This window comes from Streptomyces sp. NPDC054757, from assembly GCF_053612185.1.
This window is the reverse complement of sequence record NZ_JBSHBW010000048.1, coordinates 1-24,398: the sequence shown is the minus strand read 5'-3', so window position 1 is coordinate 24,398 and position 24,398 is coordinate 1. Positions and strand designations below refer to the sequence as shown.

General features: G+C 67.9%; 23 protein-coding genes and 3 pseudogenes. 14 read left to right on the top strand and 12 right to left on the bottom strand.

Annotation, left to right across the window (positions count from 1 at the left end; translation table 11 throughout):
- The first annotated feature begins 37 nt into the window (after positions 1 to 37).
- Positions 38 to 607, top strand: a complete 570-nt coding sequence (locus ACWGKJ_RS33525) for a hypothetical protein (RefSeq protein ID WP_385028417.1) — start codon at positions 38 to 40, stop codon at positions 605 to 607.
- A 76-nt stretch (positions 608 to 683) separates the two neighbouring features.
- On the opposite strand, the pseudogene ACWGKJ_RS33520 reads toward ACWGKJ_RS33525, so the two are convergent.
- A pseudogene (locus tag ACWGKJ_RS33520) lies at positions 684 to 1,730 on the bottom strand (tyrosine-type recombinase/integrase); the annotation flags it as partial.
- 137 nt (positions 1,731 to 1,867) lie between these two features.
- On the opposite strand from ACWGKJ_RS33520, the gene ACWGKJ_RS33515 reads away from it, so the two are divergent.
- A complete protein-coding gene (locus tag ACWGKJ_RS33515; RefSeq protein WP_385028360.1) occupies positions 1,868 to 2,320 on the top strand; it encodes an ImmA/IrrE family metallo-endopeptidase in 453 nt (150 codons plus the stop codon).
- A gap of 153 nt (positions 2,321 to 2,473) precedes the next feature.
- Here the strand turns inward: ACWGKJ_RS33515 and ACWGKJ_RS33510 are convergent, their stop codons facing one another.
- The 5 genes from ACWGKJ_RS33510 to ACWGKJ_RS33490 all read right to left on the bottom strand — a co-directional run bounded on the left by ACWGKJ_RS33510 (position 2,474) and on the right by ACWGKJ_RS33490 (position 7,045).
- Positions 2,474 to 2,911, bottom strand: a complete 438-nt coding sequence (locus ACWGKJ_RS33510; RefSeq protein WP_385028357.1) for an NUDIX hydrolase — start codon at positions 2,909 to 2,911, stop codon at positions 2,474 to 2,476.
- A gap of 30 nt (positions 2,912 to 2,941) precedes the next feature.
- The gene (locus ACWGKJ_RS33505) at positions 2,942 to 3,733 is read right to left on the bottom strand and encodes an SDR family NAD(P)-dependent oxidoreductase (protein WP_385028354.1); all 792 of its coding nucleotides are present in this window, start codon (positions 3,731 to 3,733) and stop codon (positions 2,942 to 2,944) included.
- A complete protein-coding gene (locus ACWGKJ_RS33500) occupies positions 3,714 to 4,778 on the bottom strand; it encodes a hypothetical protein (protein ID WP_385028351.1) in 1,065 nt (354 codons plus the stop codon). The genes ACWGKJ_RS33505 and ACWGKJ_RS33500 overlap by 20 nt, the downstream gene beginning before the upstream one ends.
- 50 nt (positions 4,779 to 4,828) lie before the next feature.
- Positions 4,829 to 6,736, bottom strand: a complete 1,908-nt coding sequence (locus tag ACWGKJ_RS33495) for a nucleotidyltransferase domain-containing protein (protein WP_385028348.1) — start codon at positions 6,734 to 6,736, stop codon at positions 4,829 to 4,831.
- Between the two features lie 123 nt (positions 6,737 to 6,859).
- Entirely contained in the window at positions 6,860 to 7,045 is a 186-nt protein-coding gene (locus ACWGKJ_RS33490) for a hypothetical protein (protein WP_385028345.1), read from the bottom strand.
- A 564-nt stretch (positions 7,046 to 7,609) separates the two neighbouring features.
- Between ACWGKJ_RS33490 and ACWGKJ_RS33485 the strand changes: the two genes are divergently transcribed.
- Together ACWGKJ_RS33485 and ACWGKJ_RS33480 are read left to right on the top strand one after the other, a co-directional pair.
- The gene (locus tag ACWGKJ_RS33485; RefSeq protein ID WP_385028343.1) at positions 7,610 to 8,635 is read left to right on the top strand and encodes a tetratricopeptide repeat protein; all 1,026 of its coding nucleotides are present in this window, start codon (positions 7,610 to 7,612) and stop codon (positions 8,633 to 8,635) included.
- Between the two features lie 108 nt (positions 8,636 to 8,743).
- Complete coding sequence (locus ACWGKJ_RS33480; RefSeq protein WP_385028340.1) at positions 8,744 to 9,718, top strand: hypothetical protein; 975 nt, start codon at positions 8,744 to 8,746, stop codon at positions 9,716 to 9,718.
- An 825-nt stretch (positions 9,719 to 10,543) separates the two neighbouring features.
- Here ACWGKJ_RS33480 and ACWGKJ_RS33475 read toward each other — a convergent pair.
- A complete protein-coding gene (locus tag ACWGKJ_RS33475) occupies positions 10,544 to 11,767 on the bottom strand; it encodes a hypothetical protein (protein ID WP_385028337.1) in 1,224 nt (407 codons plus the stop codon).
- Between the two features lie 168 nt (positions 11,768 to 11,935).
- On the opposite strand from ACWGKJ_RS33475, the gene ACWGKJ_RS33470 reads away from it, so the two are divergent.
- From ACWGKJ_RS33470 to ACWGKJ_RS33455, 4 genes are all read left to right on the top strand, one after another.
- Positions 11,936 to 12,766 (top strand): AbiTii domain-containing protein, encoded by an 831-nt coding sequence (locus tag ACWGKJ_RS33470; protein WP_385028334.1) that lies wholly within the window; start codon positions 11,936 to 11,938, stop codon positions 12,764 to 12,766.
- Complete coding sequence (locus ACWGKJ_RS33465) at positions 12,763 to 13,095, top strand: AbiTii domain-containing protein (protein WP_385028331.1); 333 nt, start codon at positions 12,763 to 12,765, stop codon at positions 13,093 to 13,095. The genes ACWGKJ_RS33470 and ACWGKJ_RS33465 overlap by 4 nt, the downstream gene beginning before the upstream one ends.
- Before the next feature lie 95 nt (positions 13,096 to 13,190).
- On the top strand, positions 13,191 to 14,924 hold the full coding sequence (locus tag ACWGKJ_RS33460; protein ID WP_385028327.1) for a hypothetical protein: 1,734 nt from the start codon (positions 13,191 to 13,193) through the stop codon (positions 14,922 to 14,924).
- Complete coding sequence (locus ACWGKJ_RS33455) at positions 14,921 to 15,829, top strand: hypothetical protein (RefSeq protein WP_385028324.1); 909 nt, start codon at positions 14,921 to 14,923, stop codon at positions 15,827 to 15,829. Before ACWGKJ_RS33460 ends, ACWGKJ_RS33455 begins: the two co-directional genes overlap by 4 nt.
- Positions 15,830 to 15,954: 125 nt before the next feature.
- Here ACWGKJ_RS33455 and ACWGKJ_RS33450 read toward each other — a convergent pair.
- The 3 genes and pseudogenes from ACWGKJ_RS33450 to ACWGKJ_RS33440 form a co-directional block, all read right to left on the bottom strand.
- Positions 15,955 to 16,083 (bottom strand): annotated as a pseudogene (locus ACWGKJ_RS33450) (helix-turn-helix domain-containing protein); the annotation flags it as partial.
- Positions 16,083 to 16,268: pseudogene (locus ACWGKJ_RS33445) on the bottom strand (DUF2975 domain-containing protein); the annotation flags it as partial. The pseudogenes ACWGKJ_RS33445 and ACWGKJ_RS33450, both read right to left, overlap by 1 nt.
- A 74-nt stretch (positions 16,269 to 16,342) precedes the next feature.
- Positions 16,343 to 17,524 (bottom strand): Nickel transporter NicT, encoded by a 1,182-nt coding sequence (locus ACWGKJ_RS33440; RefSeq protein ID WP_385028321.1) that lies wholly within the window; start codon positions 17,522 to 17,524, stop codon positions 16,343 to 16,345.
- 580 nt (positions 17,525 to 18,104) lie between these two features.
- On the opposite strand from ACWGKJ_RS33440, the gene ACWGKJ_RS33435 reads away from it, so the two are divergent.
- Together ACWGKJ_RS33435 and ACWGKJ_RS33430 are read left to right on the top strand one after the other, a co-directional pair.
- Positions 18,105 to 19,529 carry a molybdopterin-dependent oxidoreductase gene (locus ACWGKJ_RS33435; RefSeq protein ID WP_385028318.1) on the top strand — a complete coding sequence of 475 codons (1,425 nt, stop codon included), beginning with the start codon at positions 18,105 to 18,107 and terminating at the stop codon, positions 19,527 to 19,529.
- A 2-nt stretch (positions 19,530 to 19,531) separates the two neighbouring features.
- A complete protein-coding gene (locus tag ACWGKJ_RS33430; RefSeq protein ID WP_453315894.1) occupies positions 19,532 to 20,149 on the top strand; it encodes a hypothetical protein in 618 nt (205 codons plus the stop codon).
- A 137-nt stretch (positions 20,150 to 20,286) separates the two neighbouring features.
- Here ACWGKJ_RS33430 and ACWGKJ_RS33425 read toward each other — a convergent pair whose 3' ends face one another.
- A complete protein-coding gene (locus tag ACWGKJ_RS33425) occupies positions 20,287 to 20,547 on the bottom strand; it encodes a hypothetical protein (RefSeq protein WP_385034054.1) in 261 nt (86 codons plus the stop codon).
- 267 nt (positions 20,548 to 20,814) lie between these two features.
- Here ACWGKJ_RS33425 and ACWGKJ_RS33420 point away from each other — a divergent pair, with 267 nt between their 5' ends.
- Positions 20,815 to 21,678: an SDR family oxidoreductase gene (locus tag ACWGKJ_RS33420; protein WP_385034051.1), complete on the top strand. Its 864-nt coding sequence runs from the start codon at positions 20,815 to 20,817 to the stop codon at positions 21,676 to 21,678.
- 74 nt (positions 21,679 to 21,752) lie between these two features.
- On the top strand, positions 21,753 to 22,511 hold the full coding sequence (locus ACWGKJ_RS33415) for a Mut7-C RNAse domain-containing protein (RefSeq protein ID WP_385034048.1): 759 nt from the start codon (positions 21,753 to 21,755) through the stop codon (positions 22,509 to 22,511).
- On the opposite strand, the gene ACWGKJ_RS33410 is transcribed toward ACWGKJ_RS33415, so the two are convergent.
- On the bottom strand, positions 22,480 to 22,962 hold the full coding sequence (locus ACWGKJ_RS33410; protein WP_385034046.1) for a MarR family winged helix-turn-helix transcriptional regulator: 483 nt from the start codon (positions 22,960 to 22,962) through the stop codon (positions 22,480 to 22,482). The two genes, ACWGKJ_RS33415 and ACWGKJ_RS33410, sit on opposite strands and share 32 nt — an antisense overlap.
- 163 nt (positions 22,963 to 23,125) lie before the next feature.
- Here ACWGKJ_RS33410 and ACWGKJ_RS33405 point away from each other — a divergent pair, with 163 nt between their 5' ends.
- Positions 23,126 to 23,461: a YnfA family protein gene (locus tag ACWGKJ_RS33405; protein ID WP_385034043.1), complete on the top strand. Its 336-nt coding sequence runs from the start codon at positions 23,126 to 23,128 to the stop codon at positions 23,459 to 23,461.
- Between the two features lie 57 nt (positions 23,462 to 23,518).
- Entirely contained in the window at positions 23,519 to 24,292 is a 774-nt protein-coding gene (locus ACWGKJ_RS33400; protein ID WP_385034040.1) for an SDR family NAD(P)-dependent oxidoreductase, read from the top strand.
- The last annotated feature ends 106 nt before the right edge of the window (positions 24,293 to 24,398 follow it).

Genomic DNA, 24,398 nt, shown 5'->3' with positions numbered 1-24,398 from the left:
GTTGCGCGGCGGGGGCCGCGAGTGGTCGGGTGGAGATATGCATCGCGGTGGCGGACTGGGCGAGGGGACCGATGACCTGGGTCCCGAGCCTGCCCGAAGGGGTAAACACCGACGAGAGGCAGAGGCACGGGCACAGGCCGGGAGAGCGGGAAGCAGGAGTGGTGGGCTTGTGGGCGTGACCTACAAGTACTTCGGCGCGCCCAATGGGGCGACAGCGGCCCGGGTGCCGGTGACCATGCGTCCCGAGGAGCTGGGCGGCGACGAGCTCGGCATGGGCGGCATGTTCACGAAGATAAAGCCGGAGACGATGGCCGCCATGGTCCTCACCGGCATCCAGGGCATCCCGCTGGGCAAGGTCCCGCCCCTGGAACTGGTCGTGCTGCACCCCGACTACGCGGTGGTGAAGCTCCCCATGACGGTGATCGACCCGCTGCGCGGGGTCGGCGAGGAATCGGTCGGCGCCGCTGCCTTCATATGGTCGACGGTCCCGGACCGCGGCGGCCCCCGGGACGCGTTCAACGCGTACCAACTGCTGCACGAGTGGCAGGACTTCTCCCACCGGCTGCATGACGCGGGGCATCAGGCTTACTGTCTGGTGTGGCCTTGAGCCGGGGTTTCTTGCGTGGAGGGCGGGGCTTTCGGTCTCCGCCCTCGTCATGTACCGGATGTACCGGTAGGGGCCGTCAGGCGGCCAGGGCACATTGAAGGCACATGGGTTTTGGCGGGGGCACTGATGTGCCCTGAGCCTTCGGCGCACCGCCGCCCTCTCTCGCCTCGGCTTCGGTGAAGGCGTCGTCGATCGCGTTGCGGGTCCGAGTCTCGCTGGACGGCAACAGGTGCGTGTACGTGCGCAGCGTGAAGCCGGGGCCCGAGTGACCCAGGAACTCGGAGAGCGCCTTGATGCTCTCCCCCGCGTCCAGGAGCACGGAGGCGTACGCGTGCCGGAGGGCGTGCATGCCGTCTTCCGGAGCCGCCTGAAAGTACCTCGCACCGAGCTCGCGGGGAGGGATTACACCGGCGGCGGCCAAGGCCAGCTTCCAGGCACCCATGTTGAAGACGCTGCGGTTGTAGGCCCGGCTCTTGTCATCGACGAAGAGGAGGCGGACGGTCTTCGGTTCGCCGTCCGCCTTGGCCCAAGGCAGGGTGACGGCGACAGGCGGGAACGTCTTCATGTGGGCCTTGAGGGCAGCGGCAAGTTGAGCCGGCAGGGGCACTGAGCGGATCTTATTGCCCTTGGGCAGGGCGAAGACGGCCTTCGTGCCGACGAGCCGCACCTGGCGGTTGACGTGGACCCAGCCGCCCTTGAAGTCAATGTCCTCGACAGCGAAGCCGAATACCTCGCCCTGCCGCATGCCACAGCCGAAGGCGAGCTTGCCGCCGGCCTGGAACCGTTTCGGGAGTCCGGCGATGACGGCACGCACGCGCTCCAGTGACCAAGGGGTGATCTTCTTCTTGGTCACGGTCGGTAGCTTGACCGACTTCGCCTTGCAGGGGTTCTTCGGCAGCAGCCCGTCCTCGACGGCCATGCCGAGGATGCTGGAGAGGATGTCGAAGATGCCCTCGATCGTCGACGCTTCGAGGCCGCTGTCCTGAAGCGTGCGGATCCACCCCTGGATGATCGAGGGCTGGTTGAGAGACCGCAGCTCGCGCTGACCGAGGTGCTCAACGATGTGGTTCCGGACCGTCGCCTCGTAGCGGAGCGCGGTCGTCGGTCCCACGGCGTTCGCGTCGCCAGCGATCCCTCTGCCGCGAGCGTGGACGCCTTCTCCACCCGGGCAGCCCGGCCGCTCGTCGTTCTGACCGCCGCCCGGGCCGACGACATCTACCGGAGCACCGGTTCACGGCTGCCCATGAGCTGGGCCACCTTGTGCTTCACGCCGATGCCACCGGTGACAGCCGTCAGGAGAAGGAGGCGGATGCCTTCGCCGCCGAATTCCTGACCCCCCAGGACAGCATCCTGCCGTTCCTGCCGGGGCGAATGGATCTTGCACGCCTGGCCGAGCTAAGGGGCGTCTGGGGAGTCTCCCTCCACTCGCTTGTCTACCGATGCCGCGAGCTGGGGCTGATCTCCGACGCGACTGCCAGCCGGACGTATCAGCGTCTACGCGCTCTCGACGGCCAGCCGGGCTTCACCGCCGAATCCGTCTCGGACTTCCCCGGTGAACGGCCTTCGCTGCTTCGGCAAGCCTTCGAGCTGGCTGCCAAGGAGGCGGGCCTATCGGTTTCCCAACTGGCTCATGAGCTGGCGTGGACAAGCGGGAGAGTGCAGGACCTGCTGGGCGTTCAGGAACAGAGGCCGGTGCTCCGGCTGGTCCAGTAGCAGCGTCGTTCGACCTGAGTAGCCGTGGGGCACGGTCGTTTCCCGATGCTGCTGTCAAGAGTCTCCAGCGCCAAGCCAACAACACGTAGCGATGTCATCAGGGCCGACTCACCTCGGAGTCGGCCCTGATGACCTGCTGACGCACTCGGAGGTTCAGAGCGATGCCTCGACTCCGAGGCTTCCGGCCCTGATGGCTCCTCGTAGGACGTGGACGATGTCCTCGGGCTTGAGGTCGATACCGTCGAGACCCGCCAGGGTCAGCGGGATCTCCTCCAGCGCGTACTCACCGCGGCCTTCGGTGCTGAACTCGGGACCGGTGCGGTCGTCGAAGGACCAGGTCGCGATGCGGGCGAGGTAGAAGAGCTGACGCTCGTCGTCGGACTCCATCGTGTGGAGCAGACGGATGATGTCGGCCTTTCCCGCGATCTCCTCGTGGATCTCGCGGTGGAGGGCGGCCTCGCGTGACTCATCGGTGGGCTCGACGCCGCCGCCGGGCAGGACCCAGTACTCGGGGATGCCGGGCCTGGTGCGGCGGATGACCAGCATCGTGTGGTCGCGGGTGACGAGGACGGCACGGACTCGTTCGATCATTTCGTTGGGTCTCCTTGCTTGTTGACGTTCTCAGTGGAGCAGCCAGCCACCATCGACGTGGACGGACTGCCCCGTAATGAACGAGGCGGAGGGGCCTACGAGAAACGCCACCAGGGCGGCAACGTCCTCGGGGCGGCCACGGCGCGGGACGCACTGGCGCTTGATCTGGTCCTCCGGCCGCGCACGGTGCCGGGCGGGGAGGGCGTTCTCGGCCTCTACCTGGATGGCGCCGGGCATGACGGTGTTGACGCAGATCCCGAACGGACCCAGTTCGCGGGCGAGGGAGCGGGTCAGTCCCAGCAGCCCGGCCTTCGCGGTGCTGTATGCGACGAGGTTCGTTCGGCCGGCGCGGGCGTTGACGCTGCCGATGTTCACGATCCGGCCCCAGCGGCGTTCGATCATGCCGGGGGTGAATGCGTGGCAGGTGCGGTAGTGGGCGGTGAGGTTCACGTCGAGGGAGTAGTTCCAGGCGGTCTCGTCGGTGTCCTGCCAGGCGACGCGGGGGTAGGAACCGGCGTTGTTCACCAGGATGTCGACGGGTCCGATCTCGGCGCGGACGAGGTCGGCCATGGTCCGAGCGGAGCCCGGATCGGTCAGGTCGGCGTTCACCGCGATCCCAGGGCTGCCCGCGCGTTCGAAGGCGGCGAGGAGGGCGTGGGCGTCGGGGTCTTGGCCGAGGTGGTTGACCGCCACGGTTGCTCCGGCGGCCGCGAGCGTCCGTCCGATCTCGGCGCCGATGCCGGTGGCTCCGCCTGTGACGAGGGCGGTGCGCCCCTGGAGGGGCCGACTCTGGAGAGGACTCTCAAGCAGTGGCAGGGACATTGCCGCTCCGTTCGCCGGGGTGGGGGTGAGAGGCCGGTGTAGTGGTGAAGAAGGTGTCAAGGGTCATGTGCGGGTCCTGGCTCTCGGCGAGTTTGATCAGAACGAGCAGAAGGTCGTGTCCGGTGAGCCGGGAGGGCGGGATGACGCCGAGGACGCGCAGGGCGAGAAAGGCACGGATCTCCTCCATGCCGCCGCTGCTCTCGATGCGGAGGCCGTCCAGGGCACGAGTGATGGCCGCAGCGCGGCCGGGGCTGGTGTTCCAGGAGTATCGGACATCGATGTGGCGACTGCTCCTGTGCAGTTCCAGGTGCTCGATGCGAGGGCGGGCCAGAGGCGGCAGGGCAAGGCGGAGGGTGCGGGCGTACACGTCGGGCTGGTAGCGGGGGACGAGCCAGCCGCCCAGGGCCACCAGGTACCAGAGCAGGTTGGCGGCCTCGCCCGCGACGGTGTTGCGCCCGGCGTACTCGAAGTCGAGCCAGCACAGCGGGTCGGCGATGTTGGGTTCGGTGGGGTCGCCCTGCGTCAGGCCGGCGCGCAGGCGGCGGTCAGGGGCCAGCGCGTCACGGAGGCGCTCGATGGCGTCGGCGACATCCAGCGTCAGCGGTCTGCCGTTGGCGGTGAGGGTGAAGTCGGCCAGTTCCCGGACGGTGAGGGTGGTATCGGTGTGGGGCAGAGCGATGGGCAGGTCGCGGCGCAGGTACCAGCGGTCCAGCCGTCCCCGGGGGCGGATGCGGTCGAGGTAGAGGTCCGGTACGCACTCGGCCAGTGGCATGTGCTTCCCGGTCTCCTCGGCCGCCGCCCGCAGGTCGGCGCAGACGCCGTCCACGAGGCGGGTCAGGCGGGGCTGGACGGCCGGGTCTCGGTCGGCTAGGGCGATCACGTCGCCCAGGAGAAGGTCGCACCGACCGGAAGCGAAGACATCCTCGTAGACGAGGATTTGCCTGTCCGGTAACGCGATCTGCCCGCGGAGGGCCGGAACCGCGACGCGAGAGGCGAGCCGCGCACGCCCCTTCGCCTCGTTCTCGGCCTGCTCGCGAGTAGCCACCGGCTTGTGGAAGATACCCGTTGCTGCCGTGGCCCACCTGCCCGTCGCGCTCACCGCGTCTCTCCAGGAAGAGTGTTCAGCCATTCCTGGAGAACGAGGAGCGCGAGCGCTTCGGCAGCGAGCGGCTCGGTGCGAGCGGTGGTGACCAAGCTCGTGTCCTGCCGTATGGCGTCGAGGAGGACGGTGAGGGCGTCGCTGTCGGAGGGGCACTCGATTCCCTTGAAGCGGAGCTGGATCTTCGCGAGCAACGCGGTGACCTTGTAGAGGGCGCGGAGGTCGGGGCTGCCCTTGAGGAATTGGCGGCGGATCTCGATGGCGGCCTGAATACCGTCGCTCAGGCTTGCTGCGATGTCGGTGGCCGCGTCCGGAGCGGGCAGAGACAGACCGGGGGTGGACCACAAGGGGACCAGCGACCCGCTACCGATGAGAGCGAGGACGTGAAGGAGTCGAGAGGTGATGGCGCCGGCCCGGCACTCGGCACGGGTCAGTACGGTGATGCCCAGCTTGACCCCGCCGAGTTCGGTCTCCAGATCCGCGAGGATCTGGCGCATCTCGTCGAGGGAGGAAGTGTCGGCGACGACGAGGACGTCGAGGTCACTCCAGCCGTGCTGGTACTTGCCCCGGGCGCCGCTGCCGGTGACGGCCAGCAGATCGATCAACGGGCGGAGGCCGGTGGTGCGGTCGATGAATTCGGCCAGATAGGACTCCAGGTTCACGGGGAGTCCGAGCGCGTTGACCGGCATGGTCGAGGGCTCGTGTTCCGGCCAGCGTCGATCGAGCGCAATGCGGTCCAACCGCCGCTCCAGCTCCAGGCGCGGTCCGTCGTTGCTGATTACCTCATGGGCGATCGAGACGATCTTGTCCGCGCCTCGTGCGCATTTGGTGAGGTCGCGGTCGACGACGTCCTGGGAGCCAGCAGTACCTCGCCGGGTGCGGGTGGCCTCGGAGGCGTCCAGGTACGCGATGGTGAGCTGGAGCCCGAGCATCCGGGCGAGTTCGGCGGTCGAGTCGAAGTCGTGCAGCGACTCGATGCTGACGGAGTCGAGGAAGTGATGGGCCTGGCAGAAGCGGTCCAGCGAGTCCACGATCAACTCGGCCTGCACGACTGGACCCAGTCGGTACGGGTCGCCGATTCCGGCGCGGCTGGCGGAGTTCTCGATGAGATACCCGATCTTGAGGCGGGCGTGGCCGTGCTGGGTGCGCAGATACTCGCCAGCCGTGCTCTTGCCGCTCTCCGACATCCCGCCCAGCGCGGTGACGTGCACTCCGGCCAGGGCACGGTCTGGCACCTCCGGGTGCAGCGGTGCCAGAAGCCGTCGTACCTCGTCCTGGACAGCGACGGTCGGCCGATCTCCAATGCGTATGGCCATGGGGAAGCGCCCCTCGTCGACGAGGCGGTTGATCTGCTCATGGAGGTGGCGTTGGTAGGCCGCGTAGACGTCGGTGACGGACACCTCGTGGGCCAGGCTCCGGCGGGCACCTTCCTCCGGATCCTCGCAGTGCAGGAGGACGAGGGCGTGCTCGTCCTCCTCGGCGGCCCGCAGGTCGGTCTCGTACGGGGCCAGCAGGATCCGGGCCCGGTCCGTGGCCTGCGCGGCGTCCAGATCCTCCCGTACGGCGACCGTCGCGGCGACGGACGCCTCCAGCATCGGGATGCCCCGGTCCAGCAGGCGCACGGGTGCGGAGAAGGGGAGGCGGGAGCGTTCGAGGTAGGAGGTGGCGAGGACGTCGGCGACCTCCTCCACCGCGCCGGTCTCGAACCACCAGCGAGCCATGCCGTCGGCCTTGATGACGTTCCAACGGGGGTCGTAGCGGTCGAGTGGGCCTGCTGAGGTCGCGGCCGGGCCCATGCGCCGGGCGAGGATTCCGATCTGCTTGGTCTTCCCGGTGTTGTCGGGGCCGCTGAACGCGACCGACACGGGGAGGGGATACGTGTCGCTGTCGTACGGACTGGACATCGGCTTCCCTTCACGGGTGATGCGGAAAAAGGGGGGTAACGTCGGTGAGGCATCGTGGATGGCCTGCGGCAAACGAGGTGGGCTCCGACCCCGGCCGGGGAGGACAGCCCGAGGCCGAAGGGTCTATACGGTTCCGTCGGCCGACGGAACGTCCTCAACGCTGAGCGTCGGCTGCGCCGACGGGGCCGGCGCGGAGGAGTGCTCGGTGTGGGCCAGAAGGCCGACCGCGACGAGTCCGGAGGCCGTGCCGAGGGCCCAGATCCAGCTCAGGACTGTCGCCAGCGGGTCGGATAAGGGGGAACGGCTCACCGCGTCGCCTCGCGTACGACAGGGTTCCGAGCGGCACTGGGCCGTCGCGTGGAAGGGATCGTGCGGGTCCGTGCGCTGTCCGTGGGCATCTCCGCCATCGGGTCCTCTCACGTGTTCGGGCAGGCACCAATAGGCCCTGAACAGGGCCTATTCGAGCCATTCGGAGATTTGCGGGGTGATGTTCAGTGAACGACGGGCCGCGCTCCCGGGACAGGGCCCAGGATGTAGTCCTGCGTAATCCCGCGTAATCCAGGTGGGGAGGGTGACGGGGTGCCGAGGAACCCGGCCATCGCGGAACTGATCAAGCGGGCCTGCCAAGAACGAGGCTGGGGACCCTCGGAGTTGGCGCGTGCTCTCGGCCTAGCCGAATGCGGTGACCCGCGCCGCCTGCAGCGACAGCACGCCCGGCGGTGGATAGAAGGCGAACGAACCCCAGGCCACTGGTGGCCCTACATCGCGCAGGTGCTGGCACTGGATCCCGAGGCGATCAACCTCCCGGAGCCCACGCCTGCGGCACCCCACACAGATACCGTTGCATCAGTCCTGCACCTGGGAAGGAGCGACGTGGAACGCCGGGAGTTCATCCTCGCCTCCAGCGGATACGCGCTGTCCGCACTCGGCCTGCCCGACATGGACAGCATCACTCGCCGGACCAAGACCGCCCTTCCCGGAGCCGTCCGCGTCGGCCAGGGCGAGGTGGCCGCCGTACGCCACATGGTCAAGGCACTCGGCGACTCGGCCTCCGAACTCGGTGGGGGGCATGCCCGTCACCTGGCTGTCCGCTACCTCACCCAGGACGTCGCACCTTGGCTGGAGGGCCGCTTCACCGAAGCCACCGGCCGCGACCTGTTCGCCGCGACCTCACAGCTCGTCCACCTCGCCGGCTGGATGGCACAGGACGAAGGCGACACCCCCGAACTGCGCGGGCTCGCCCAGCGCTACTACGCGCATTCCTTCCGCTTGGCCGCCGAGGCCGGCGATCCGGAACTGTCAGCAACAGCTCTCCGCGGCCTCGCCGTTCAGTGCGTCGACCTCGGCTATCGCGCCGAAGCCGTCCAGCTCGGCGAAGCCTGCGTGGAGTACGGTCACCAGCTCATCAACCCGCGAGCCGTCGCCTATTACGAGGCCACCCTCGCCAACGCCGCCGCCCAGGACGACGACCGACGCATGGCCACCAAGCACCTCGCCCTGTCCGAGGCCGCCATCGGTAAGCCGACCGCCGCAGCCGGCGACTCCTGGGCTGCCCACTACTCCCCCGGCCGATGGGCCCACGAATCCGGCATGATCCTTTCTCGCCTCGGCGACCTCGACGCCGCCGAGGAACACCTCCACCTCGCCCTCGACATCCACGGCCTCGACCGCCGCCGCACCCGAGCCATCGTCCTCGCCGACCTCGGCGGCGTGCGCCTGCGCCAAAGCGACGTCGAAGGAGCCATGGCCACCTGGCGCGACTTCCTCGACTGCGCCGACGGCATCCGCTCGGTCAAGGTCCAGGCCGCCCTTCAGGACATGCGGGTCCGTCTGCGCCGGTACAGCGGCGTCCCGGAGGCCCAGGCGCTCCGCGAGCAAGCGGCTCGCTTCTCCGATTGAACTAGAACCCATTGCCATCTTCAGTTTCTACACCCCCCCTTCGATTGTCAGTGGTGACTGCTAGCGTTCTCCTGACGCTGGCGCCACGCGGCGCCTAAGGGGGATGAAATGGCAGAGTCCGTCGAGCACGCCTTTCTGTCTGATACTGCGCTGGACGTAATTAAGGAAGCTTCAAAATCTCAGCTGTTTGGGTGCAAAGAGTCGGGCCGTAAGCGGTTCGATTTTTCGTGCGACTTGATCAGGGATTGGGCAAGGGTAGTTTCTGGTCAGACCCTATGGAGGCATGACCGAGATGGCATCGACAAGGACTTGAGGACCCTGCTGACGGATTCCGAGACCGCAGCTGCAGTGTACGTAGCGCGAGACACTGTGGCCACGCGCGGCCGCGTCGAGGAGGTCATTCGTGACTATAGGAATTCTCCGCTGCGCCCGAACCTCTCAAAGTTGAGGATTTTTTGGGTTCCGGCAGACTTTGATGCAGATAGTGATGAAGGGCGGAAGGTGGTTCGTGGGGGACTCCGCCATGAAATCCATCGTGACTTGCTGTTGACTGTTGCACTGGGGGGCCTCTCGAGTATTGATGTCCGGGAGTTCTCCAGGTCGGGGCGAGTCGGGTGCTCGCCGTGGCTCCTGGCCCAGATTGCAAAGGATGGCTACGTTGGGAATTACACGCATGCATCCAAGCGCTACGGGATAGGAGTGCCAGCGCTGAAGGAGGAACTCCTTCGCCTCGAACTGACTGGAATGTTGTCGCGTGAAGTAGGCGATCATGGGTTGATCGGTGTTACCGAAAAGGGGCGCGCAATGCTGGACATCTGCGCCCACCTTCACGCGTATCTATCCGGCTCGGCTTCAGGAAGCGATGAGCTGCTCTATATCTGCAGCCTTCTCGGCATCGATTTTTCGGAAATCAACTCGAATGGGCAGAGGGTGAATTTCGATTTCTATCAGAATAATCAGGAGAATCTCCATCCCGTGGCTCGGGCGGGAAACTCCACGCTCATCCTGAATTCTCTTTACTGGACTTCGCAGTATGGGGAGATCGAATGGCCGCTTCCTCGGTATGGGCTCTTGCCTGGCTGATGGGATCCTGGGACTCCTGCAGCCTCGCGCGGGGTGCCGACCCAGGAGTGGGAGTTTGCGCCAGCCCTCTGCTGAACCGACCCCTTGCACGTGCAACCCCGGGACATCCAGTCTGTAACAGCAGCTCCTCACCAACTTCTTGATGCGAGCGAGGCGGCACCCTGGACACTACGGTCGGGGTGCGCTCCAGCCGTGCCTGCGCTGGATTTTACCGACGGGGTACTTCCCCAGAACGACGTCGACCGTGAACCCCAGCGTCGTATGCGCTTGAGCGATGCGTGAGCGGACGTTCCGGCACGGCCTGGTTTCGTCCGGACCGCGTGGTACCGGACAGCCCGTCCGACCAGGCCGTTCCGGACGGAGCAGCATCGGCCGACATCACCCACCCGCCCCTGACCAGGACTTTAAATCCATTGGATGTCGGTTCGATTCCCACAGGTTTACCGGACTGAACCGCAGGAAAACGTTCTGGCTCACGGCTTCTTTCGTTCACGGGGTGTCGGAGGACCAGGGTCGCCGTCGCCGCTGCGTCGCGCAGGCACTGGAGAAGAACCGCAGTTGCCGGGAGACCCAGCTGTCCGACCGCGGGAAGCGAGATGTAACGGAAGGCCAGCCGGTCAGGAGCTGAATAACGACGCGTGGTCCGGTGTGGGCAGAGACGGCCAGTTCATTGAGGACCGTGACGTCGATGCGGTTCGCCTGCAGATGGTGAAAGGCGAGTTCGCCGACAACGGTGAGGACCTCTCACCGAAGATGCCGCATCGCCGTCTGGCTCCTCATGGGCCGTCAACTGCCAGAAATGTTTACCGCTTGTTGGCCAGCAGGTCAATCGGCATGGAGCATCCTTTGTTGCAAAGCATCGCCTACAGCCGAAACGGCCTCGCTCAGTCGACGGAACACCTTGGCGGGGAGAGCGAGCCGTCTGATACCTCGCTCAAGCGGCTCGCGCATATGGCGCTCGCAGACGACGAAATCCGCGTACCCGGCCGCACAGGACAGATAGATCATGTCCGTAAGGTCGTTCCTCCTCCAGTGCGTGCCCTTGTTGAGGTGCCGGTTGTGAAGCATCTCGCGGTAGAGCCCCGATGCAGGCAAGGCACCGAAGCCCTTCATGGGCTGCTTCTCAGCCCACTGCTGGAGTGCTTGCGGGGACACTCCCGCCGCGCGTGCTCCCTCTGCCAGTTCGCGCTTGAAGTCATCGAGGAGGAGGACGTCAATCGATCGACGCTTCTGCTGCGCGTCCCGATCCTGAACGTCGAGCCAGTCACTGAACCGCTGATTCGCCTCTGCCCACCCGGTGTCAGGACCGAGCTCGAGATGTTCAGCGTCGAGCATGGCGTCGATGTAGCTGCTTGCAGACGTCAGGGACACCAACCGGAAGGCGTCGTCGGCCGAGAAATCCGACGACGGCGTGTACGGCGTCACACCGCGCGACGGCGCGTGGAGCGCGTTCGGGGCCAGTGTGAACACGGAAGACGCTCGGGCGCTGTCGGCCTCGCCCTTCCAACAACGGAACATCTCAAGGATCTCGTCTTCACGCACCTGCAAGGGATCTCGCATCTGCCAGCCTCTACTCAGCTGCAGAATGGTCAGGCCAAGGTTGTACCGCTTGTCCGACACCGACCACTTGGCCGTCTCGTAGTAGTGGCCCGCTGAGGCCGGCATGACAATCCGCCTGTTCCGAACCCACTCCGCCAACTGCTCAGCAGCTGAGCGGTCTTCTCCGCTCACCGCGTCTCCACCTTGCAGAGCCTCGCTGACGGGACGCCACATGTTCTGGTCCAGGTACACGACAAGTCGGTTGTCCAGCTCGTCAGTTGAACCACGAACAGGCAGTTCGAAAGCGATGTCGTCACCGTTGCTTGTGACAGCAAGCAAGCCACGCATGGGCGGCGAATAGTGCATTCGATCCAAAAGGCTTGTATCAGCAAACATCGGGTGAGTCAGGGGTTCCCTGGCTTCCTTGTTGTCTGAACGCGTCAGAACCACCGAGGACGTCTCGCGGTCGATGGTCATCATCACGATGAAGGGATCGCTCTTCTGGTTCATCACAGCATCGTGCAGGCGCGACACCAGCACGTCCAAGTGCTTTGCCGGCGCCACACAGGCGGGCCGCTGCCATCGCGGCGACGGACCCATGCGAGCAAGCCTCAGGTAGCCAGCCCAACGCAGTGCAGTCGACAGGTGTTGTCAGTGGGGCAGTGCAGACTGGACGCCGTGACGACACCCGACGTCCGCGGGCTGGAACAGCTTGAGCGCACTGTCCTGGACGAGACCGCCTCCCTCGCGTCCGCCCTCCGGCGCTGCCTGATGCTCGCTGGTTACGCCCGCCACGAGGAGCTACGCGCATGGGCGCTCAAAGAGCTGGAGGGGTACGCACCGACCGATGAGCTGCCCTCGTACCGGAAAGTGCCGGCCGCGCTGGAAGTTACGGTCGATCTCTACCTCCCGGGTCAGATCATTCGAGGCAACACCCAACGGATCAGCCCGAACCAGCTTCCCGAGCACGCTCGTGATCGCGGCATCGGAGAGAGCGCACCGATCCGGCAAGGGGTCCGGGAACTTGAAGCACTCGTCGCCCACGGTGAGAGAGCATTGCACCTGAGCCCGCCCGGCTCGGCCGACTACGTCCTGCTGATGACACGGGAGCAACACCAGCAGGGAAACGAGGGCTCCCACATCACGTCCTTGCACTGGAACATCTCCCTCGCCAGCATCGCGGGCACCCTCGATCACGTCAGAACCCGTCTTACCCAGTTCGTCGCGGAAGTGAGGGCAGCCATGCCTCCCGGTCAGCAGAACCCCAACCCCGACCAGATCGACTCGGCCGCGCAGCAGGCCCTCAACGTCACGGGAGGCGACGGATCAACCTTCAACATCGTCGCGCCGAACGCGAAGGCGGACCGCGGCGGCACCGCGAGCGCCAACGTCAATGAGCCCGCGCCCACGACTCCCCAGCCCTGGTGGCACCGCACCTCGGTCGTCTGGGGCGCCATCGCGGCAGTAGGTACGGTCGCCGGCGTCATCGCCACAGTGGTCGTGAAGTGAGACTCCGCCGGAGCCGCCTCGACCGGCTGGAGGACGATGTCCTCGACGAGAGACGTCCACTCGCCCCGACCCTGCGCCAGGTGATCGCCCTGGGCGGGCACGCCCACTCCGAGCCACTGAGGGCCTGGGCCCTACGTGAACTCCAAGGCTACGAGGGCACCAACATTCCGGTTCCCGAGTATCGGCGCATCACAGCGCCTCTGGTCATGGACGGCCTTGCCGGGATGTACAAGTTCCGGGAGCAGCCGGTCAGCATGTTCGACCTCCCGGACTTCGCCCGTGAGGCGCGGCAACGGGCGCGGGACTCGGCCTGTACGAAGTACTCCTGAGCCATCTCCTCGACGCCCAGCGCGCTGCCCCGTATCCCTACGGCGGGTGGATGCTGTCCGGGGGTCTCAGTTTCAGCTCCACATACATACCCGACTTGCACACCGTGCTCGCCACCTGGCTGCCGGCCCCTCTGGGCAGCCTGGACCTCAGCTTCACCCAACCCAGCCTGGACACCAACCTCCACCTGGCCTGGGGTGCCATCGGAGCGCTCGGCGCCGGGCTGCTGCTGCGGGGCCGTGGCTGGCGGCGCCTGTTCGGACTGCTGCCCATCGCCTACGCAATGGGCCACCACACACTCGTCAACTACACCGGCCGCCGCGACGCCCATCCACCCGGCTGGACGAGCTCCCTGCTCGGCACGGCCGACGACCTGGTGACCTACGCGCCTCTGATCTGCCTGGCCATCGCCATGGCCCTGGACTTCGCCCAGCTGCAGCGCAGCAAGCACGCCATGCCCGCCATCCTCCTGAACGCGGAACGCACCGGGAACGCCGCCATCGGCCCCCTGACCACGTTCGGTGCACGGTGCCTGCCGTGGACGGCGCTGATCGCGCTGCGCTTCGCCCGCATGCGCAGATCCCTCCTCTACGCCGCCGGCCGCACCGACCCCGTACGCCTTGAACCGCTGCACGCCGCAGTCGCAGACACGGCCGCACGGATCGACGCAGTCAACCAGGACAAGGAATGGGATGCGGGGCGAATACGGGCCTACCTCAAGGGAACCCGCCCCAGACGCCCGTGGCGACGGCGCTGGCCGCTCCTGGCCGTTCCCGTCATCTTGATGCTGCCTTCTCTGCTCTTCCTGGCCCTTGGCTCATTCACCGCCACCAAGGGCCTCCAGAAACGCTTCACCACCGGTTCCGGCCCAACGTTGCTGATGTGGTTCGGCATAGCCGCACTCATCTGGGCCCTCATCCAGCTGGCGCTCTTGCTGCGGGCCTGGCGGACCACTTCGCGGCAGCCCCTCGCCGAGCCTCAAGCCGTGGTGAGGCTACGTGTGTTCACCGCCGTCGGTTCCATTCTCACCACGGGCCTGCTCCTCGCAGCTCGCTATCGCGGCACCCCCTTGAACGGTCACGTCACCGATTCCCTCGCGATGCTGCTTGCGGCTCTGGAAAACCTCGAACTGTATGCGGGCATAGCCCTCACCATCCTCGCCCTCGCCGCCCTGATCATGCTCTTCCCACCCGGCGGCCTCGTGCTTGCCGGCGGCGGAATCCTGGCCGGCGCCGCGTCGGTGGAAGCTGCACAGGCCGCAGCCCTTGGCACAGCAGGGGTGCTCTTGATGGCACAAGGCGCCCATGGGGCCGATGGTGGTGGTGAAGGCGGTCAGTCTTCGGGCTCGTCGGGCTCAGCCGACGCGTCTGCCGGCTCCGGCCCCGGCAAAGGTCCCTGGCAGGCACCCGACGACATCAAAGGGCCGGCAGCCGGTAAGCAGTTGCGATTCCCGAATTCCCGGCACACCGTATCCGGCTCGAAAAGCGGTGAAGTCAAGGAGAGTAACAGCGTTATCCTGCGGGGACAGGAGCGGGAGGTCGCACAAGACGTCAGCGATATAGCGCAGGGCAAGGCGAAGTACATCAAAGACACCGACCGCTACGAAGTCAATGGACGCACCTACGGCGTTGAGCCAAGCGGAACGGTCTACCCAGACAGCGGGCCAGGTATCGCCAAACTCGACAGAAACGAATACGCGGCGCTTCAACAGGTCACCAAGGCAAAGGGAGACATTTCCGCCGCTCCTCAGCTCACCAGAAATCCACGTTTCACAAACAATCCAGAAGCCGTCCAAAAGGCGTTGAAGATCTACAACGGGATCTACCCATGACCTACAACTTGATCGCTACCGAAACGGCCACCCCTGATCGCCTGGCTCCCGCCCTGTGCTCCGCTCTGGGCGTAGCCGCCGGGGATGTCGACGTCGCGGATGCCGATGGTGACGCCGACGTACGGAACTGGGAGGCGCTGGTCCTCTGCGACTACAAGGCGGTCCGTGGCGACCTTGCCTGGTCACTGGATATCTACGTCCAAGATCAGCTGTCGCAGAGGCCCTCGGAGGCGGAGATGGCGTCGCGGCTTGCTTCCGCCACCGGCGCCGCGGTCCTCTTCCCCGCCGAGTCGGATCCGCCGAGCGCGTACTGGGCCGCCACCCCGGAAGGCCGCTTCACACGTGCCCGCCTACTCGTCTCGGACGATGACTACAACTACAGCGTCGACGCTGTCGAGGAATACGTCACGCAACTGCCTTCGGCCGAGGTCACGCTCATCCCGGAAGTCGTCCCGGAGCTGCCCATCGCCACACCGCGCAGGGACGCCTTCGTGGCACAACTGCGGGCTTCCGCAGTCATCGAAGCCGACTTGCAGGGTCCGGCATCGCCGGACGAGCCCGGCAGTGTTGCGTGGGAGGCATGGACCGGGCTGGGCGCCTGGGAGAAGCTCGTCAACCACATGGCAAGCGGCTGGGAGGGCTCAGGATGGTGCCCCCCCGATCTGTACCGACGACGTCTCGAAGCCCGGGACGACCTCGAAAACCTCCCCCGGCGACTACCACCTGCTGCAGCGGCGAGCCTCCAGGCAGCCCTGCAGCAACTGGACGCCGCCTTCACCTCGCTCACCGTCGAGGACTACCAGGGAGCACTCATCCAGCAACTGCTCCGTGAGGCAGACGCACCCAAACGGCGGGGCTGGTGGTGGCACCGTCGCCCCGAACCGCTGCCGTGGTACCGGGCGTAGTCGTGTTCAAAGGGGCCTCGCGGCAGCCGAGCAGATGCAGGGCGAGCGTCGGTACTGACAGTTCTCCTGACGGGGCTCCTGGCTGCAGAGCAGCCGTATTACGGGACCCACCCGAGCCGACAGCAGATGACCTTCAATCCGTTTATCTTGAGTACCGCCAGGTTGGCGGGTGTGATCCCTACACGGTCTGCGAGTTCACCCACGGACATCTTCCGCCTGGCCGGCATCACATCGATGTCGACGGCAATCGGCATCAGATCACCTCGTCCAGCTCGGCCCTCATCTGCGCCGCTTCGACGTCACGGGCGACGGCCTGGGCGAGCAGCATCCGCAGCACGAGCACGACGAGCGCGACTCCCAGGATGGCCACGCCGATCCCTCCCATGATGAGGGTGACGCCCGGGTCGTCCCGCTGGCCGGGCGCGTTCAGGGCCGTGACCGGGTCGTCCCTGAGGTCGGCCGGTCCGGGTGCCGTCCGGCCGGGCACGCTGCCCGTCGGGGAGGGAGCCTCCGTCAGTCCCTGCCGGTCGGCTGTGGTGTGAGGTTCGCGGACCACTTCTCCTCGATGCGCCCGTAGCGCCACACGAGGAGGGCGATCAGCCAGGAGAGGACGAACAGGCCGACGATGCCGTAGCCGGCGTAGTCGAGGTTGATGTCCGCGATCGCGGCAAGCGGGCCGGAGGTGATGTTCGCCTGGTCGGTGAGGACGCCGATCAGCTCGATGGTGCCGATGATCAGCGCGACAGCCACCGAGATGGACGTGATGGTGATGTTGTAGAAGACCTTGCGGACCGGCTTCGCGAAGGCCCAGCCGTACGCCGCGTTCATGAAGACCCCGTCGACCGTGTCCATCAGGCACATACCGGCGGCGAACAGGATCGGCAGGACGAGGATGGAGTAGAAGGGGAGGCTGAAGGCGGCCGCGCCGCCCGCCAGGACCAGCAGGCCCACCTCGGTCGCGGTGTCGAAGCCGAGGCCGAAGAGCACACCGATCGGGTAGATGTGCCAGGCCTTGCGCACGGACTTGGTCAGGCTGTTCAGGAAGCGGTTCATCAGGCCGCGCTTGTTGAGCTGCTCCTCAAGCTCCTGCTCGTCGAAGTGGCCGCTGCGCATCTTCCGGAAGATCTTGATGATGCCGATCAGTACGGCGAGGTTGAGGATGCCGAGGACCCACAGGAACACACCGGAGACGGATGCGCCGATGATCCCGGTCGCCGAGTGCAGACCCGAGTCGTCGTCCTCGACCTGTCCCACCAGCGCCTTCACACCGACCGAAAGCAGGAAGGACAGGGCGAACACGATCGTCGAGTGGCCGAGCGAGAACCAGAAACCGACCGAGAGCGGCCTGCGCTCCCGTGCCGTTCCGCGCGCCTCGCGCTCGACGTTGTCGGCCAGGAGCTTCCTGGTGGTGTTGTCCACGGCCGCGATGTGGTCGGCGTCGAAGGCGTGGCGCAGACCGAAGGTGTAGGCGAGCACCCCCACCCCGACATTGAAGACCGGGTGGTCACCGCCCAGGTGGTAGTGCTTGGGGACGACGAGACCGAACAGCACCCCGAACCCCACCACGTGCAGCAGCACGATGAACCCCAGCATCCCGCCCAGGGAACGCCAGTCGCCCCGGGTGAGCGATTGACGGAACCGCCCCAGGCGTTCGGACAGTGACGGCTCCGGCTCTGCACTTATGTCGGCACTCAAGGCCTCTCCCCAGCTCGCATATCAACAAAAAACACGGAGACCGTAGTCCTGCCTGCACTCTTATCGCAAGAGACTTGCAATAGGCATGACCTTGCAGGTGGGGATGGGGGGCGGTTCTGCGTTGCTGCGGTTGCTGCCGGGGTGTACGTGGCTTGGGGAGTGGCCGGGGATGCGCTTGGATCTGCTGAGCTGAGCGGCTTCGGAGCTCAGACCTCGGACCTCGGTCCTCAGCGCTCGGCTCTCGTTCCTCGGCCCTCAGGCGTCAGCCCTCAGGCGTTGTCCAGCGCACGTCGGGCGATGGCCTCGCGCAGTTGCGGGGTCTGGGCCTGGATCAGATGGAACTGGGCCTCCCGGGCCAGTCGCCCCACGGCTGCGTACGGTCGGTTCACTCTCCCCCACCCCCGCCTCACTCACCTCCCCCGCACCCGCCACGGGCACGCCCACCCGAGCACCCGGTGTGGCCCGGGACATGCCCCTGCCCGCGGAACCGGGGCCCGGCACTGCGCCGTGCGGCTGACGTACGGCCGCCGGTCGACCGCGTACGCCGGGGCGGCGCGGCAAACGGCCCGAGGATCGGCGGATGGCCAGGAAATCCCGGACCACGGGTCCGGCAACCGATCCGCAGGGGCGACCGCAGGGGGCGGGTCCAGCGGCCCTTCCCGCCTTCTGGCGCGGTCGGGTCCGTCCCGCTCTCCGGCGCGTTCCAGGCCGTCCCGCCCTCCGGCGCGGTCTTATCGGTCCAGCTCTCCGGCACAGTCCGATCCGTCCCGCCTTCTGGCGCAGTCCGATCCGCGGCCCCTGGCTGACGGGGGTCCTCGGTCTGGTCCTGCTGTTCGGCATCACGGTTCTCTTCGTCACCGGGCTGCTCTCGTACGCCGCCTACAACCCCCGCCTGGGCGCGCTCAACGACAAGACGCCGGGCAAGGGGCTGCTCGGCTTCTATCTGTTCACCTGGCCCACCCGCCCCTCCTGGCTCTACCGCCTCACCCAGGGCGTCCATGTCACCCTCGGTGTGGTCCTCATCCCGGTGCTGCTCGCCAAACTGTGGTCGGTCGTCCCGAAGCTCTTCACCTGGCCGCCCGTGCGCTCCCCCGCCCACGCCGTGGAGCGCCTCTCGCTGGTCCTGCTGGTCGGCGGTGTCCTCTTCGAGTTCGCCACCGGAGTGCTCAACATCCAGCTCGACTACGTCTTCCCCGGCTCCTTCTACACCCTGCACTTCTACGGCGCCTGGGTGTTCATGGCCGCTTTCGCCGCCCATGTGGTGCTGCGGCTCGGGCGGATGTGGCGGGCGGTCCGCTCCCCAGCCCTGCGCTCGGTCCTGGCCACCGACACGGCGCACACCGAACCGGAGCCACCCGATCCGTACGGGCTGGTCGCTTCCGCCCCGGCCCGCCCGACCGTCAGCCGACGCGGCGCCATCGGCCTCGTCGGCGCCGGGTCGCTGGCGCTGCTTGCCGTCACCGCGGGCCAGAGCATCGGGGGCGCCCTGCGCCGCACCGCGCTGCTCGCCCCGCACAACCGCGACCCGCGGCCGGGCCCGAACGGCTTCCAGATCAACAAGAGCGCGCAGGCCCTCGGCATCACCGCATCCGACATCGGCCCCGGCTGGCGCCTGGAGATCCACGGGAGCCACCGGCAGCACACCTTCACCTACGTGCAGTTGCTCGCCATGGAACAGCACACGGCCCGGCTGCCGATCGCCTGCGTCGAAGGCTGGTCCACGGACGACCAGGGCTGGTCGGGGCTACGGCTCTCCGACCTCGCCGCACTCGCCGGCACTCCGCACGCCGACAGCGTCCTGGTCGAGTCCGTACAACGCCAGGGCGCCTTCCGCACCGTGCTCCTGGCGGGCAACCAGATCCGCGACCCGCTCTCGCTGCTCGCCCTGTACGTCAACGGAGCGCCGCTCTCCGCCGATCACGGCCACCCCGCCCGCATCATCGTTCCCGCCAATCCCGGCGTGAACAACACCAAATGGGTCCGCCGCCTCACCTTCCGGATGTGAGCATGAGCCGCTTCTCGCGCCGTTACGGTGCCCACCCCGTCCATCTGCTCGTCATGGCCTGCTGCTTCACCGTCGCCGGGTACGCCGCGGTGGAGCTCCTCAGGGAGCGCCCCGTCGTCGTCGCCGTCTGGTTCATCGGCGCAGCGCTGCTGCACGATCTGGTGCTGCTGCCCGTCTACAGCGCCGCGGACCGCACGGCCCAGGCGGCACTCCCACCGCGGGGGCGCCGTCCGGTGTGGCGTGGCGGGGCGGAGGGGTCTGCCGGGGCGGGGGCCGAACATCCGGTGGGGCACGGTGGGGCGACGCGGGTGGGGGCCGAACGTCCGGAGCAGCGTGGCGGGGCGACGCGGGTGGCCGGGGTGGGGACGCGGGCTGCGGGTACCCGGTGGATCCTCTACCTCCGCGCACCGGTCGCGCTGTCGGCCCTGCTGTTGCTGGTCTGGTTCCCACTGATCCTGCGCAGGTCGGCCCCGTACCACCAGGACACCGGCCTCTCGGACCGCGTCTATCTCGACCGCTGGCTGCTGATCACCGCAGGGCTGTTCGCCGCCTCCGCGCTCGCCGCCCTGGTCACCGCGGCGCGGCGGCGCCGCCGCGCCCGGCGGCCCGCCTCCGGCTGACCGGGGGCTCCGGCTGACCGGGGGGAGGAGACAACGGCGCGGGGGCCAGTGACGCACAACGGCCGGTTCCCGGGGGCAGATGCTCCCGGGAACCGGCCGTTACGTCACCGGGGCGGAATGGACCCGCCGAACCGGATTCAGCTGCTGAGGAATTCGTTGCCCGCCTTCAGGGCGTCGCCGCCGGCCTTGGCCGCTCCCTTCACGGCGTGCACCTTCTTGCCGACGTGGTCTCCGAGGACTCCCTTGGCGATGGGCTGGGCCTGCTCGCCGACGGCGGCCGTGGTCTGGGCCGCGTCGCTGATCGTGCCCCCGAGGTCATTGGCCTGGGCGACGGGAGCGAAGGCGGCGAGCAGGGCGGATCCGGCGGCGGCAGTGGTGAGGATTCGACGTACGTTCATGCCCGGGGTAACGCGCGGAGGCGCCCGAAGGCACGCCTCCGTCAGCGGATCGCCCCGAGTGCCCACCGGCCCCACCCGCACGGGGGCCTCATCCGGCTCATTAACTGCGTGACACAGATTCTGTGCGGCACCTAGTATCGCGGAGAGCGCCACCGAGCACGGAACACGGAACACAGAGCACAACAGAGCACAGAAGACAGAAGACAGAAGACAGAAGACAGAGCAGGCAACGGCAACGCACAGAGCCCACCGCCGAAAGGACCCCTCATGACCGTCCTCGTCACCGGAAGCCGAGGCAAGGTCGGCACCGCCCTCATCCCGCTGCTGCGCGGCAACGGGACCGAGGTGCGGGCCGCATCGGCCGCCCCCGGAGACCTCTCGCTGCCCGACGGGGTGACAGCCGTACGGTGCGACCTCCACGACCCCGCCACCTTCCCGGCCGCACTCGACGGGGCCGACGCCGTCTTCCTCTACGCGGAGCCCTCCCGGATCGACGCGTTCGTCCAGCAGGCCGAGGCCGCGGGCGTCCGGCACATCGTGCTGCTCTCCTCCAGCTCCGTGCTCGGCCCCCACGCGTCCGAGAGCGCGATCGCCCGCACCCATCTCACCGTCGAACAGGCCCTGGCCGCCTCGTCCATCGGAACGACAGTCCTGCGGCCCGGCGCCTTCGCGGGCAACGCGCTCCAGTGGAAGTGGGCCCTGCGGTCCGCCGGCGTCATCGACCTCCCGTACCCGGGCAGTTACTCCGATCCGATCCACGAACGGGACATCGCCGATTCCGCGTACGCCGCCCTCACCGACCCCTCGGTGCGCGGCGGGGCGTACCACCTGACCGGACCGCAGTCGCTCACCTTCACCGAGCAGATCGCCACCATCGAAGCCGCGACCGGCCGCACCATCCCGTTCCGGCGTGTCAGCCCCGAAGCGTGGAAGGAGTCGGTCAGCGCCCATCTGCCCGCCACGGTCGCGGACTCCCTGCTGCGCTACTGGGCCGCGTCCGACGGCGTCCCCACGGCCGTCACCGACCAGGTGCGGTCACTCACCGGCCACCCGGCACACACCTTCGCCACCTGGGCCACCGAGAACGCGGCAGCCTTCACCGTGGCACCCACAGCCCCCGACACCATCTGACCCCATCTGACCCCATCTGACAGGCGGACCGGAAATCTCCGGCCCGCCCCCCGCCCCGATGACATCCTGACACCGTGAACGGACCGGAGATCCACCTCGAAGTCGCCCCCGGACTGCGCCTCTTCCTCCCAGCGGAGCGGCGCAGGGAGAACAAGGGACGACGTACGGACCTGATCACCGACGGCTCGTCGACCCTCGGCCATGTCGTCGAGTCGGCCGGCATTCCGCTGACCGAGGTGGGCCGGCTGGTCGTGGACGGCCGGCCCGTACCGTTCTCGCACATCCCGCGCTCGGGAGAGACCGTCGAGGTGTACGCGGTGGAGCGCCCCCAGCGGGTGCCGGGCGCCCCGCTGCGCTTTCTGCTCGACGTCCATCTCGGCACGCTGGCCCGCCGGTTGCGGCTGCTCGGCGTCGACACCGCGTACTTCAGCGAGGACATCGGGGACCCCGCACTCGCCACCTACTCGGCGGAGCACCGGCGCGTCCTGCTCTCCCGCGACCGGGGCCTGCTGCGGCGGCGCGAGCTGTGGGCCGGGGCGTACGTCTACAGCGACCAGCCCGACCAGCAACTCCGCGACGTACTGGGCAGGTTCGCCCCCGCCCTCGCCCCGTGGACCCGGTGCAGCGCCTGCAACGGCGAGCTGGCGCCCGCGTCCAAGGACAGCGTGCGCGGCCGGATCGAGGGCGGCACCGAGCGCTCCCACGACGTCTTCGCCCAGTGCGTCGCCTGTGGACGGGTGTACTGGCGCGGCGCGCACCACCACCGCCTGGAGGCGATCGTGGCGGACGCGCTGCGGGAGTTCAGCCCAGCTCCCCGCTCCGCAGACGGCTGATCTGCTGCGCGCTCATCGCCACGGTCCGCCGCATATGCTCGGTGAGCAGGGCGATCTCGCGGTCGTCGTACGCGTCGAACAGGGCGGACCAGGCGCCGTCGAGCCGCGCCCACACCGCCCCGAACTCGGCCATCCGCGCGGGCACCGTCACCACAAGGACCTTCCGCCGGTCGCCGGTGTCGCGCTGCCGCCGCACATAGCCCGCACGCTCCAGCCGGTCGACGAGCCGGGTGGCCGATCCGGTGGTGAGCCCGGTCAGCTCCGCGATCCGGCCCGTGGTGACCGGGCCCGCTTCGAGACTCAGCAGATTGAGGCACTGCACATCGGTGGGGTGCAGCCGCAGATGATCGGCGAGAGCCTGGTTGAACAGGGCGTACGCGGCCATGTACCGGCGGGAGGTGGCACCCAGCTCGGCCATCAGCACGCTGCGCGGCGCCGTCTTCTGCGTCATGCGGAGAGCGTACGACGCAGCACCCGGAGGGCCAGGACGGGCGGGACACGGAGGACCGGGACGCGGCCGGCCCGCACACGGTGACCATTACACCGAGGACCCGAGGACCCGAGGGCCAGGACGTGCGGGGCAAGCACCCGGAGGATCATGCCAGGCTGCCCCCATGCTGATCCTCCGCTCCGCCGCCCTCTTCGTACTCGCCGCGCTCTTCGAGATCGGCGGCGCCTGGCTGGTCTGGCAGGGAGTGCGGGAGAACAGGGGCTGGATCTGGATCGGCGGCGGTGTCATCGCGCTCGGTATCTACGGCTTCGTGGCGACGCTCCAGCCCGACGGCGAGTTCGGCAGGATCCTCGCCGCGTACGGCGGGATCTTCGTCGCGGGCTCGATCGTCTGGGCCATGGTCGCCGACGGATACCGGCCGGACCGCTGGGACGTGACCGGCGCACTGATCTGTCTGGCCGGGATGGCCGTGATCATGTACGCCCCGCGCGGCCGCTGAGACCGGCATATCCTGGGCACCGCCTCCCGTACGCCTCCCCTCCCGAGGAGCCCCGCCATGACCCCGCCGCCCGCAGCCACCAACCGCATCGCCGTCGTCACCGGAGCGAGCAGCGGCATCGGTGCGGCCACCGCACGGCAGCTCGCAGCGGCGGGCTACCGGGTCGTGCTCACCGCCCGCCGCAAGGACCGCATCGAGGCCGTGGCCGCGGAGATCAACGCGGCGGGCCACCAGGCCACCTCGTACGCCCTGGATGTCACCGACCGCGCGGCCGTCGAGGAGTTCGCCACCGCGTTCCCCACCATCGGCGTCCTGGTCAACAACGCGGGCGGCGCGCTCGGCGCGGACCCGGTGGCCACCGGCGACCCGGCGGACTGGCGCCGGATGTACGAGACGAACGTCATCGGCACCCTCAACCTCACCCAGACCCTCCTCCCCGCCCTGACCGCGAGCGGCGACGGCACCATCGTGATCGTCTCGTCCACGGCGGGCCACGGGGCGTACGAGGGCGGCGGGGGCTATGTGGCGGCGAAGAACGGCGCCCGTGTGCTCGCCGAGACGCTCCGCCTGGAGATCGTGGGCCACCCGGTGCGGGTGATCGAGATCGCCCCCGGCATGGTCAAGACCGAGGAGTTCGCCACCACCCGCTTCGGCGGCGACGAGGAGAAGGCCGCCAAGGTCTACGCGGGCGTGGCCGAACCCCTGGTCGCGGAGGACGTGGCGGAGGCCATCACCTGGACGGTGACCCGCCCCAGCCACGTCAACATCGACCTGCTGGTGGTCCGCCCCCGCGCCCAGGCGTCCAACACCAAGGTCCACAGGGAGCTGTGACGGCGGCGCGGCCCGTCGACGGGCCGCGCCGCCCCCGGCGCCGCCCGTCACACACACGCTCTGCGTGATCCGGGCGACGCCCTCGACCCGGTCTCGCGGGCGGGCG